The sequence below is a fragment of the Escherichia sp. HH41S genome, assembly GCF_009820115.1.
GTDB lineage: Bacteria > Pseudomonadota > Gammaproteobacteria > Enterobacterales > Enterobacteriaceae > Escherichia > Escherichia coli_F.
On the sequence record NZ_VNXE01000068.1, the window covers coordinates 38,155 to 50,785 of the forward strand.

Annotated in this window: 12 protein-coding genes; 7 read left to right on the forward strand and 5 right to left on the reverse strand. The window is 44.4% G+C overall.

From position 1 onward, the window contains the following. Positions 1 to 6 precede the first annotated feature (6 nt). Positions 7 to 2,040 (reverse strand): methionine--tRNA ligase, encoded by a 2,034-nt coding sequence (gene metG / locus FQZ95_RS14440; RefSeq protein ID WP_015953546.1) that lies wholly within the window; start codon positions 2,038 to 2,040, stop codon positions 7 to 9. 131 nt (positions 2,041 to 2,171) lie between these two features. On the opposite strand from metG, the gene apbC reads away from it, so the two are divergent. The 6 genes from apbC (at position 2,172) to FQZ95_RS14470 (ending at position 8,964) form a co-directional block, all read left to right on the forward strand. Next, positions 2,172 to 3,281, forward strand: a complete 1,110-nt coding sequence (gene apbC / locus FQZ95_RS14445) for an iron-sulfur cluster carrier protein ApbC (RefSeq protein WP_001005448.1) — start codon at positions 2,172 to 2,174, stop codon at positions 3,279 to 3,281. Positions 3,282 to 3,543: 262 nt separating this feature from the next. Then, positions 3,544 to 3,825, forward strand: a complete 282-nt coding sequence (locus FQZ95_RS14450; protein WP_001046488.1) for a YehE family protein — start codon at positions 3,544 to 3,546, stop codon at positions 3,823 to 3,825. A 295-nt stretch (positions 3,826 to 4,120) separates the two neighbouring features. Further along, entirely contained in the window at positions 4,121 to 4,663 is a 543-nt protein-coding gene (locus FQZ95_RS14455) for a fimbrial protein (RefSeq protein ID WP_000830468.1), read from the forward strand. Between the two features lie 80 nt (positions 4,664 to 4,743). Continuing rightward, positions 4,744 to 5,418 (forward strand): fimbria/pilus periplasmic chaperone, encoded by a 675-nt coding sequence (locus FQZ95_RS14460; RefSeq protein WP_000677343.1) that lies wholly within the window; start codon positions 4,744 to 4,746, stop codon positions 5,416 to 5,418. Between the two features lie 15 nt (positions 5,419 to 5,433). After that, entirely contained in the window at positions 5,434 to 7,914 is a 2,481-nt protein-coding gene (locus tag FQZ95_RS14465; protein ID WP_160530345.1) for a fimbrial biogenesis outer membrane usher protein, read from the forward strand. A 15-nt stretch (positions 7,915 to 7,929) separates the two neighbouring features. Then, positions 7,930 to 8,964 (forward strand): putative fimbrial-like adhesin protein, encoded by a 1,035-nt coding sequence (locus FQZ95_RS14470; RefSeq protein ID WP_160530346.1) that lies wholly within the window; start codon positions 7,930 to 7,932, stop codon positions 8,962 to 8,964. An 81-nt stretch (positions 8,965 to 9,045) separates the two neighbouring features. On the opposite strand, the gene rcnB is transcribed toward FQZ95_RS14470, so the two are convergent. Together rcnB and rcnA are read right to left on the reverse strand one after the other, a co-directional pair. Beyond that, positions 9,046 to 9,384 (reverse strand): Ni(II)/Co(II) efflux transporter accessory subunit RcnB, encoded by a 339-nt coding sequence (gene rcnB / locus FQZ95_RS14475; RefSeq protein ID WP_160530347.1) that lies wholly within the window; start codon positions 9,382 to 9,384, stop codon positions 9,046 to 9,048. A gap of 204 nt (positions 9,385 to 9,588) precedes the next feature. After that, positions 9,589 to 10,410 carry a nickel/cobalt efflux protein RcnA gene (rcnA, locus tag FQZ95_RS14480; RefSeq protein WP_000134588.1) on the reverse strand — a complete coding sequence of 274 codons (822 nt, stop codon included), beginning with the start codon at positions 10,408 to 10,410 and terminating at the stop codon, positions 9,589 to 9,591. A 120-nt stretch (positions 10,411 to 10,530) separates the two neighbouring features. Between rcnA and rcnR the strand changes: the two genes are divergently transcribed. Then, positions 10,531 to 10,803 carry a Ni(II)/Co(II)-binding transcriptional repressor RcnR gene (gene rcnR / locus FQZ95_RS14485; protein WP_160530348.1) on the forward strand — a complete coding sequence of 91 codons (273 nt, stop codon included), beginning with the start codon at positions 10,531 to 10,533 and terminating at the stop codon, positions 10,801 to 10,803. Between the two features lie 109 nt (positions 10,804 to 10,912). Here the strand turns inward: rcnR and FQZ95_RS14490 are convergent, their stop codons facing one another. Both FQZ95_RS14490 and FQZ95_RS14495 read right to left on the reverse strand, forming a co-directional pair. Continuing rightward, positions 10,913 to 11,227, reverse strand: coding sequence for a hypothetical protein (locus FQZ95_RS14490; RefSeq protein ID WP_160530349.1), 315 nt, complete (start codon positions 11,225 to 11,227; stop codon positions 10,913 to 10,915). Between the two features lie 9 nt (positions 11,228 to 11,236). After that, on the reverse strand, positions 11,237 to 11,584 hold the full coding sequence (locus FQZ95_RS14495) for a hypothetical protein (RefSeq protein ID WP_032303347.1): 348 nt from the start codon (positions 11,582 to 11,584) through the stop codon (positions 11,237 to 11,239). Between the last annotated feature and the right edge of the window lie 1,047 nt (positions 11,585 to 12,631).

The following is a 12,631-nucleotide window of genomic DNA, read 5'->3' on the forward strand; positions in this document are numbered from 1 at the left end:
GGGGGATTATTTCACCTGATGGCCCGGTTTAGCACCGGCATCCGGGCTTAGCAGGAAAATATCTTTCCCGCCAGGACCAGCAGCCATCACCATGCCTTCAGAGATACCGAAGCGCATTTTACGTGGTGCCAGGTTAGCCACCATAATGGTGTGACGACCAATCAGTGCCTGCGGATCCGGGTAAGCAGAACGAATGCCGGAGAAGACGTTGCGTTTTTCACCGCCGAGATCCAGCGTCAGGCGCAGCAGTTTGTCAGAACCTTCAACAAACTCTGCGTTTTCAATCAGCGCCACGCGCAGGTCAACTTTAGCGAAGTCGTCAAAGGTGATGGTTTCCTGAATCGGATCATCTGCCAGTGGGCCAGTAACTGGCGCGGTAGTGGCTTTCACTTCTTCTTTAGACGCTTCCACCAGTGCTTCAACCTGCTTCATATCGATGCGGTTATACAGCGCCTTGAACGGATTCACTTTATGGCCCAGCAGCGGTTGCTGGATGCCATCCCAGGTTAGTTCCGTATTGAGGAATGCTTCTGCACGCTCGGTCAGTTTTGGCAGTACCGGCTTCAGGTAAGTCATCAGTACGCGGAACAGGTTAATGCCCATAGAGCAAATCGCCTGCAGGTCAGCATCGCGACCTTCCTGCTTCGCCACCACCCACGGAGCCTGTTCATCGACATAGCGGTTAGCCAGATCAGCCAGCGCCATAATTTCGCGCACTGCTTTACCAAATTCGCGGCTTTCCCATGCTTCACCAATCACTTCAGCGGCATCCGTGAAGGTTTTGTACAACTGCGGGTCAGCCAGTTCGCTTGCCAACACGCCGTCAAAACGCTTGTTGATAAAGCCCGCGTTACGGGATGCCAGGTTTACAACCTTATTAACGATATCGGCATTCACGCGCTGGACGAAATCCTCGAGGTTGAGATCGATATCATCAATGCGCGAAGAGAGTTTCGCAGTGTAGTAGTAACGCAGGCTGTCAGCGTCAAAATGATTCAGCCAGGTGCTGGCTTTAATAAAGGTGCCGCGAGACTTGGACATCTTCGCGCCGTTCACCGTTACATAGCCGTGAACAAACAGGTTGGTCGGCTTGCGGAAGTTGCTACCTTCCAACATGGCAGGCCAGAACAGGCTGTGGAAGTAAACAATATCTTTACCGATGAAGTGGTACAGCTCGGCGGTGGAGTCTTTCTTCCAGTATTCATCGAAGCTTACGCTGTCGCCGCGCTTGTCACACAGATTCTTGAAAGAACCCATGTAGCCAATCGGTGCGTCCAGCCAGACGTAGAAATATTTGCCCGGCGCGTTCGGAATTTCAAAACCGAAGTAAGGGGCGTCGCGGGAGATATCCCATTGTTGCAGGCCAGATTCAAACCACTCCTGCATTTTGTTTGCCACCTGCTCCTGCAACGCACCGCTGCGGGTCCATGCCTGCAGCATTTCGCTGAAAGAGGGCAGATCAAAGAAGAAGTGTTCAGAATCACGCATTACCGGGGTAGCGCCAGAAACCACCGATTTCGGCTCGATCAGTTCAGTCGGGCTGTAGGTCGCGCCGCAGACTTCGCAGTTATCGCCGTATTGATCCGGGGATTTACATTTCGGGCAGGTGCCTTTTACAAAACGGTCCGGCAGGAACATGCCTTTTTCCGGATCGTACAGCTGAGAGATGGTGCGGTTTTTAATAAAACCGTTTTCTTTCAGGCGAGAGTAGATAAGTTCTGACAACTGGCGGTTCTCTTCGCTGTGCGTCGAGTGATAGTTGTCATAGCTGATGTTAAAGCCTGCGAAATCAGTCTGATGCTCCTGACTCATTTCGCCAATCATCTGCTCCGGAGTGATACCAAGCTGCTGAGCTTTCAACATGATTGGTGTACCGTGGGCATCGTCGGCGCAGATGAAGTTGACCTCGTGGCCGCGCATTCGCTGGTAACGGACCCAGACATCAGCCTGGATGTGCTCCAGCATATGGCCGAGGTGGATTGAGCCGTTAGCGTACGGCAGTGCGCACGTCACCAGAATTTTCTTCGCGACTTGAGTCATAGTAGGCATTACTTCTTAATAGTGAAAAGGGGTTAGATAGTACCAAATGGGAAAATGTTAAGTAAGTACTTCTCTATATTCTTCAGGTAAACTATCAGCTGATGGTTTATCTATACAAAAAAGGAGTCGGGATGAACGAACAATCCCAGGCCAAATCACCAGAAGCCTTGCGCGCAATGGTCGCCGGGACACTGGCCAATTTTCAGCACCCAACCCTGAAGCATAACCTCACCACGCTGAAAGCGTTGCACCATGTCGCCTGGATGGACGACACGTTGCATGTGGAACTGGTTATGCCATTCGTCTGGCATAGCGCGTTCGAAGAGTTAAAAGAGCAATGTAGCGCCGAACTGCTGCGCATCACCGGGGCGAAAGCTATCGACTGGAAACTGTCGCACAATATCGCCACCTTAAAACGCGTGAAGAATCAGCCGGGAATTAACGGCGTGAAGAACATCATTGCGGTCAGCTCCGGTAAAGGCGGCGTGGGTAAATCCTCCACGGCGGTAAATCTGGCGCTGGCACTGGCGGCGGAAGGGGCGAAAGTCGGCATTCTGGACGCCGATATCTACGGCCCATCAATACCCACCATGCTGGGCGCAGAAAATCAGCGTCCAACTTCGCCGGACGGTACCCATATGGCACCGATTATGTCTCATGGACTGGCAACCAATTCAATTGGTTATCTGGTCACTGACGACAATGCGATGGTGTGGCGTGGTCCGATGGCGAGCAAGGCGTTAATGCAGATGTTGCAGGAAACCTTGTGGCCGGATCTCGACTATCTGGTGCTTGATATGCCGCCAGGCACCGGTGACATTCAATTGACACTGGCACAAAACATTCCAGTAACTGGCGCGGTAGTGGTCACCACCCCGCAGGACATTGCGTTGATCGATGCGAAAAAAGGCATTGTGATGTTCGAGAAAGTCGAGGTTCCGGTGCTCGGTATTGTCGAGAACATGAGTGTGCATATTTGCAGTAACTGTGGTCACCATGAACCGATTTTCGGTACCGGTGGTGCAGAGAAACTGGCCGAGAAATACCACACGCAGTTGCTGGGGCAGATGCCGTTACATATTTCCTTACGTGAAGATCTCGATAAAGGCACGCCAACAGTTATCAGCCGTCCGGAGAGCGAATTTACTGCTATCTACCGCCAGCTGGCTGACCGCGTTGCAGCCCAGCTTTATTGGCAGGGAGAAGTCATTCCTGGCGAGATTTCCTTCCGCGCGGTCTGACGCGTATTAACCTTTTTGGTTGTTTTTCATACACCGCAGAGATGTTACATTGATGCGGTGTATTTGTTTTTGCCGCATTAATGAACACTTATTTAATGCTGCGAATATTCTGCGGACCTTCGTCCGAAACTCTATAAAGTCGATTGATCGTACAGGCAATGCATCATTATCATCCTTCGTGGCTGTGTAGTGGATGTACAGCTATAGTTTGTTATGCACTCATTCTATCCAGGCATAACCTTTACTACAGGGATAACGTTCAATGAATAAGTACTGGCTGTCAGGAATTATTTTTCTTGCCTATGGAATGGCTTCTCCCGCGTTCTCTTCACAGACTGCCACATTAACGATTAATGGCAGGATCAGTCCCCCAACATGCAGTATGGCTATGGTTAATGGTCAACCTCAACAGCATTGTGGTCAGTTAACGTATGATGTTGATACCCGTCATCAGGTTTCTTCGCCAGTCAAAGGTGTGACGACAGAAGTGGTTGTTGCAGGTAGCGATAGCAAACGTCGAATCGTGTTAAATCGCTACGATTAATTTGCCACCCTGGTTTTTTAAGCGGATTTAGAAAGCTGAAATCATTCGTGTGAATGATTTCAGCTTTTTTATTGATATTAATAATACCATTTAAAAAAATCTGCATTAATTAATAGATGTGATAAATATTTAATATGCTTAAGTATTTGTTGTATTTATATTGCAATGGTTAATTTGTTTTAAATCAATAAAACAATATGTTTACATTGCGGCAACATTTTTGATGTGAGAAATTTGTTTCCAAGAGATACAGACTCTTAACAACCAAAAAATAAATTTTATTAAGGAACATATTATGAAACGTTCAATTATTGCTGCCGCTGTCTTTTCTTCTTTTTTTATGAGCGCTGGGGTATTTGCCGCAGACGTTGATACCGGAACATTAACCATTAAAGGGAATATTGCAGAATCTCCGTGTAAATTCGAAGCGGGTGGCGATTCAGTAAGTATTAATATGCCAACTGTACCAACTACTGTCTTTGAAGGTAAAGCTAAATACTCGACCTATGATGATGCAGTCGGTGTAACCAGCAGCATGTTAAAAATTAGCTGTCCGAAAGAAGTTGCTGGTGTAAAACTCTCGTTGATTACCAACGATAAAATAACCGGAAACGATAAGGCGATAGCCAGTAGCAACGATACCGTGGGGTACTATCTCTATTTAGGTGATAACAGCGATGTCCTGGATGTTTCTGCACCTTTTAACATTGAGAGTTATAAAACAGCGGAAGGTCAATATGCTATTCCGTTTAAAGCAAAATACCTGAAGCTGACAGATAACTCAGTGCAATCAGGTGATGTGTTATCTTCTCTGGTTATGCGTGTGGCGCAGGATTAATAAATAAAATTTCAAATTTCTCCAGGTAATAAACATGGCCGCTATCCCCATGGCGGCCTTTTAATTTAAGAGGCATTAAGATGAAAGGATTATTAGCTTTACTTATTTCTTCTATGGTCCTTCCTGCGCATGCCGGAATTGTTATCTACGGGACGCGCATTATTTACCCGGCAGAAAATAAAGAAGTGATGGTGCAGTTGATGAACCAGGGAAACCGTTCTTCGCTGCTGCAGGCGTGGATTGATGATGGCGATACGTCGTTACCACCAGAAAAAATTCAGGTTCCTTTCATGTTAACGCCACCAGTGGCAAAAATAGGGGCAAATTCCGGGCAGCAAGTAAAAATCAAAATTATGTCGAATAAACTGCCCACTAATAAAGAGAGCATTTTTTATCTGAATGTTCTGGATATTCCACCAAATAGTCCAGAGCAAGAGGGCAAGAATGCACTGAAATTTGCAATGCAAAACAGAATCAAATTGTTTTACCGGCCTGCGGGTATTGCACCGGTAAATAAAGCGACATTTAAAAAGTTACTGGTAAATCGCAGTGGCAATGGATTGGTGATAAAAAATGACTCAGCAAATTGGGTAACGATTTCGGATGTCAAAGCTAATAATGTCAAAGTCAATTATGAAACTATTATGATTGCCCCCTTGGAAAGTCAGAGTATTAATGTCAAAAGTAATAATGCGAATAACTGGTATCTGACCATTATCGATGACCATGGCAACTATATTAGTGACAAAATTTAATTGCAGGAGCTGCCTATGTTGAGAATGACCCCACTTGCATCAGCAATCGTAGCGTTATTGCTCGGCATTGAAGCTTATGCAGCTGAAGAAACCTTTGATACCCATTTTATGATAGGTGGAATGAAAGACCAGCAGGTTGCAAATATTCGTCTTGATGATAATCAACCCTTGCCGGGGCAATATGACATCGATATTTATGTCAATAAGCAATGGCGCGGGAAATATGAGATTATTGTTAAAGACAACCCGCAAGAAACATGTTTATCCAGGGAAATTATCAAGCGGTTAGGCATTAATACCGATAACATTGCCAGCGGTAAGCAATGTTTAACATTTGAGCAACTTGTTCACGGTGGGAGCTATACCTGGGATATCGGAGTTTTTCGTCTCGATTTCAGTGTACCGCAGGCGTGGGTGGAGGAACTGGAAAGTGGCTATGTTCCACCGGAAAACTGGGAGCGGGGTATTAATGCGTTTTATACCTCTTATTATGTGAGTCAGTATTACAGCGACTATAAAGCGTCGGGTAATAGCAAGAGTACATATGTACGTTTTAACAGCGGGTTAAATTTACTGGGGTGGCAACTGCATTCTGATGCCAGTTTCAGTAAAACAAATAGCAATCCAGGGGTGTGGAAAAGCAATACCCTGTATCTGGAACGTGGATTTGCCCAACTTCTCGGCACGCTTCGCGTGGGTGATATGTACACATCAAGCGATATTTTCGATTCTGTTCGCTTCAGCGGTGTGCGGTTGTTTCGTGATATGCAGATGTTGCCTAACTCGAAACAAAATTTTACTCCACGGGTGCAGGGGATTGCTCAGAGTAACGCGCTGGTAACGATTGAACAGAACGGTTTTGTGGTTTATCAGAAAGAGGTTCCTCCTGGCCCGTTTGCGATTACAGATTTGCAGTTGGCCGGTGGTGGAGCAGATCTTGATGTCAGCGTGAAAGAGGCGGACGGTTCGGTAACCACCTATCTGGTGCCTTATGCAGCAGTGCCGAATATGCTGCAACCCGGCGTGTCGAAATATGATTTTGCGGCTGGTCGTAGCCATATTGAAGGGGCGAGCAAACAAAGTGATTTTGTTCAGGCGGGTTATCAGTATGGTTTTAATAACTTATTGACGCTGTATGGCGGATCGATGGTCGCGAATAATTATTACGCGTTCACTTTGGGCACAGGCTGGAATACACGCATTGGTGCCATTTCCGTCGATGCCACGATGTCGCATAGTAAACAAGACAACGGCGATGTGTTTGACGGGCAAAGTTATCAAATTGCCTACAACAAATTTGTGAGCCAAACGTCAACGCGTTTTGGTCTGGCGGCCTGGCGTTATTCGTCGCGTGATTACCGGACATTTAACGATCACGTTTGGGCAAACAATAAAGATAATTATCGCCGTGATGAAAACGATATCTATGACATTGCCGATTATTACCAGAACGATTTTGGCCGTAAAAATAGCTTTTCTGCCAATATGAGCCAGTCATTGCCAGAAGGCTGGGGTTCTGTGTCCTTAAGTACGTTATGGCGAGATTACTGGGGGCGTAGCGGCAGCAGTAAGGATTATCAGTTGAGTTATTCCAACAACCTGCGACGGATAAGCTATACCCTCGCGGCAAGCCAGGCTTATGACGAGAATCATCATGAAGAGAAACGTTTTAATATTTTTATATCGATTCCCTTTGATTGGGGTGATGACGTTACGACGCCTCGTCGGCAAATATATATGTCTAACTCAACGACGTTTGATGATCAGGGTTTTGCCTCAAATAATACGGGATTATCGGGAACCGTTGGAAGCCGGGATCAATTTAACTATGGGGTCAACCTGAGTCATCAGCATCAGGGAAATGAAACGACAGCTGGCGCGAATTTGACCTGGAACGCGCCGGTTGCGACAGTGAATGGCAGTTATAGTCAGTCGAGTACTTATCGACAGGCTGGAGCCAGTATTTCAGGGGGCATTGTCGCCTGGTCGGGTGGCGTTAATCTGGCGAACCGTCTTTCCGAAACGTTTGCTGTAATGAACGCACCTGGAATTAAAGATGCTTATGTCAATGGGCAAAAATATCGTACAACAAATCGTAATGGAGTGGTGGTATACGACGGAATGACACCTTATCGGGAAAATCACCTGATGCTGGATGTGTCGCAAAGCGATAGTGAAACAGAATTACGTGGTAACCGGAAAATTGCCGCACCTTATCGCGGCGCGGTCGTACTGGTTAATTTTGATACCGATCAGCGCAAGCCCTGGTTTATAAAAGCGTTAAGAACGGATGGGCAACCATTAACGTTTGGTTATGAAGTCAATGATATCCATGGTCATAATATTGGCGTTGTCGGCCAGGGAAGCCAGTTATTTATTCGCACCAATGAAGTACCGCCATCGGTTAATGTAGCAATTGATAAGCAACAAGGGCTTTCATGCACAATCACCTTCGGTAAAGAGATTGATGAAAGTAGAAATTATATTTGCCAGTAATAGTCAGGTGGTTCTATGAAAATTCGCATAATGCTATTTATATTAACGATGATGGTTATGCCTGTGAGCTATGCAGCATGTTATAGTGAGTTATCTGTTCAGCACAATTTGATTGTTCAGGGGGATTTTGCACTTACTCAAACACAAACGGCGACATATGAGCATAATTTCAACGATTCATCATGTGTGAGTACAAATACCATCACTCCCATGAATTCATCGGATATTATTGTTGGGCTGTATAACGATACTATTAAATTAAATTTACATTTTGAATGGATCAATAAAAACAACATCACGTTGTCAAATAATCAGACCAGTTTCACCAATGGTTATTCGGTAACGGTGATACCTGCGGCCAGTAATGCAAAAGTGAATGTTTCTGCGGGGGGCGGCGGTTCAGTGATGATTAATGGTGTTGCGACATTATCCAGTGCTTCATCATCGACACGCGGGAGTGCTGCAGTACAATTTTTACTGTGTTTATTCGGTGGCAAGTCATGGGATGCATGTGTAAATAGCTACAGAAATGCATTGGCACAAAATGCAGGTGTCTATTCCTTTAATCTGACATTGTCATACAACCCGATAACCACAACCTGCAAACCGGACGATTTATTAATTACTTTAGAGAGTATTCCCATTTCACAATTACCAGCTACAGGTAACAAAGCAACAATAAATAGTAACAAAGGGGATATTGTTCTGCGTTGTAAAAACTTATTAGGTCAACAAAATCAAACATCACGGAAAATGCAGGTGTATTTATCAAGTTCTGATTTGTTAACCAACAGCAACACAATACTGAAAGGTGCGGAAGATAATGGCGTAGGATTTATTCTTGAAAGTAATGGTTCTCCAGTCACACTTTTAAATATCACTAACAGCAGTAAAGAATACACAAATTTAAAAGAAATTGCGGCAAAGTCAAAACTTACAGATACAACGGTTTCAATTCCGGTAACTGCCAGTTACTACGTCTACGATACAAATAAAGTTAAATCTGGCGCTCTGGAGGCTACCGCCTTAATCAACGTGAAATATGATTAATAACAAGTAAGACGAGCAAGTGGCTAATAATAAAAAATAACAAGGTGTCTGCATTTCCCCCTCATGATGAGGGGGCTTTTTTTAGCGATGATAAAAAATCTCACCGTCGTAGGCTTTAATGATTTTACCGTCGGCATCGTTGATCAACACGTATGCGCCACCCATATAGGTCCAGTGCGTTCCGGCATCAGGAGCGGGCAGGTTACGTAACTGCCACTGCTTAATGTTGTACTCATCGGTGCGGTACATCTCTGGGACGGTATCGCCTGGTTTGAAATGCTTAAAGTCAGCAATGAAACTGCTTAACTCATACTTAGAAATTCCCGAGGTATTGGTCGAACCCGCGGTGGCTGGTGCGGCCCAGGCGGCACTGGTAACCAGCAAAAGCACACCCAGCAACATCTTATTTTTAATGGTCATAAACTCTCCACTTTGGGGATCTGTAATATCAGTCGCATATCTTTCCTGCCATACAATATAACTGACAAGCGATATTTTGTTAGTGATCCCATGATTTCGTAAAAAGTGTAAATGAAAGGATGCCCTAAAAGCATCCTTAGCGAGCAGAGAGCCAGCGGAAATAGCTGATTTAAGAATCATCCTGGGCTGAAGATAACATGCAGCCTATCGCATAATGCCCATAAAGCCATGCACGCCCATATACACCCCAACTAAGCCAATCAACAGACTGGAAAAATAGGGGGCACGTTTAGCGAGAGTGTTAAATCCGCTCCAGCGTTTTGCGACCTGCTGAACGCTGATTGCTGCGCCAACGCCTACGGTGACTAGCGTTAACGCCAGGCCAATGCTGAAACTGACGACCAGTGTTGCGCCCAGTGTCAGGGCTTTCAACTGAATGCAAATCAACAGCACGGTAATTGCTGCCGGGCAGGGGATAAGGCCACCGGTTAAGCCAAATAACAAAATTTGCCAGTTGGTGACCTCTCTACCATCGAAGCGTCGTTTAATGTCATTGGCATGGGCTCGTGCATGAGCATCCTGATACTCCCCATGTTCGTGATGGTGATGATGTCCATGGTCGTGGTGATCTTCGTGATCGTGATGATACTCATGATCATGCCCGTGCATATTCTCCAGCCAGTTGCGTTCGCCGCGCCAGGTACGCCAGAACATCCAGAACGCGGTGCCAATAATGATCACCGCGGAAATCAACTGGAGCCACGGTTCTGCAGATTGAGCAGTAAAACGTTTGCTGATCACCATCCCGCCAAAGGCAATCAACCAGACCACCGCGGTATGCGAAATGGTTGCTGCCAGTCCGAGCATCACCGCCTGTTTAATGGTGCCTTTGATGGCGATGATAAACGCCGCCATCATCGTTTTTGAGTGCCCTGGTTCCAGGCCATGAAGCGCACCAAGTAAGATGGCGCTGGGGATGAAGAACCAGGCATTTCCTTGCTGAAGAAGAGTGGTAAATTCGGTCATGATAATAATTCTTAGTATTAATTCGGCAATCCGATTCTACTCCCCCCCAGTACCTGATACTACCCCCCAGTAGAATAATAGTGCTATGATTTTTCATGTTCTTGTTAACCAGGTGTTGCCATGTCTCATACAATCCGTGATAAACAGAAACTGAAAGCGCGTGCCAGTAAGATTCAGGGTCAGGTCGTGGCGCTCAAGAAAATGCTCGACGAGCCGCACGAATGCACAGCTGTTCTACAACAGATTGCTGCTATCCGTGGCGCGGTAAACGGCCTGATGCGCGAAGTGATTAAGGGGCATCTGACGGAACACATCGTTCACCAGGGGGATGAGCTAAAACGTGAAGAAGATCTGGATGTCGTTCTGAAGGTGTTGGATTCTTATATCAAATGAAAGTGCCTAATATGGCCGTAGTTGAGGCAATAAATAGAGGGACAAGTGACGTTAAGCTGAATTAGAGTAAATGGCGTGAGGACACACGCCATTCGAGGATATAGTTTGATTAATTTTCGAAAAATTGCTTCACAGCCCAGCCACCATGACCACCTGGAGTTATGAATGAAACAAAACCTTTGTCATCGACGCTCTGGATTTCTACTGTCATTGATTCATCTAACACGCGACATTTATTGGATGTAATGAGACTCAGCATAGCCTGTTGGTCATTGTCCTGGATGTAACTGATCATCTCGTAAAAGTCAGTTAACTTTTTACAGTTAAATGTACCTTCTTTAAGTGTTGCGCTGTCTCCGTGACTTAGTGCGAATGCATTTGGCATCATTGCCACAAAGATGACGGTAACGAATAGTTTTTTCATTGTAGCCTCTTATAATTCAGAACATTCACTGATGTTGTAAGTGCCTTTTCTACCATCATCGTTTACGAGATGTAGCACGAAGATGATGGGATTGGCATCAATGAAAGATACAGAGACGTTCCCGCTTTCGGTGCTATACATCTTTGCAATCTGTTTTTCACCAATATATGAAAGATCCCAACTCACTCCGTTCAAGCTAAAATGCATCTGTTTGCCGTCAATATCGATGGAGGATTGTGCCGTAACGGTTTTCCCATTGCTGCCAATTTGACCCTGCTGAAGAGCATCACATTTATAGGAGCTTGCATAAGTAAATAGAGGTAGTAGCAGAAGTGCAGCAAAAATTTTACTCTTCATATTTTCCCTTTGCTTGGATTTGGGTTACCTATTTTGGGGTAGTCATTATAAAACTATTAATTAGTAAAATGAACAAGTTTTCATTTGTTTAGTAATGGTATTGTTTAGGTTTGAAATTATTACGTACTTTCATAGCAATAGGTTGGATAAACAGCAGTTCAGGGAACAAGTTGCACTATCTACATACTTTCCCGCTTTCCATTGTATGTTAGGTATAGATAGCCTTTGCCCGTAAGACTAAAAATATTAGAAATGACTCATTCGAATACCTTCTATTCACCTTAATATAGGTTTGATTATTGTAATCGTTTAATGTTTCTTATGGATTTTTTCCTACTTTTCATTTGCATAATATAGGGGGCACAGCATGCTCTTGAAATTAATTATTAAGATATTTAAATTTTACAGCACACAACTACTTTTCGTTGTCTTATGTGTTGAACGTACTTCGAGTATAGGTAGGGTTGTATATATATTGCGTGGGTAGAGTTAGAATAGAGGAGGCATCATTTATAGAATATTCAAGAACGTTAACCTGTGATCAATAAATAAAAATATCAAATGGTGTTCAAACATATTTTTCTATGAAAAATCCAGCCATCTATGATGAATTTTTAGATCCATTTTAATTAAAGTATGATTATGAACCAATATTTAGCCAAGAATGGTGGTATAGCGCGTATCCAATGATACCGGAAAACGCATCTATGAAGTCCTTGTTTATCTCTATAAGAGGAAATCAACACTAATAAAATATAGTGATGTAACACATCGAGCAGGTTGCTCTGATGCTGGTCTTCAACTGTGGCTTAAACAGCTATCAAACTTCGGTGTTATTGAGATGAAAGAATTATCTTTCTCAACTTTCAATCTCAAAAAGCTAGAGGAAATAGACCTTAATTATTCCACTCTCTAAACTTATCTCTTTATTTAAAGTAAAAATGAAAATATTATGGTATCAGCTACGTGGTGGTAACTGGTGTTTATGATCATAGGTACACATATACAGGGAACCCTGGAAAACAAAAGTAATATATTGATGATTTC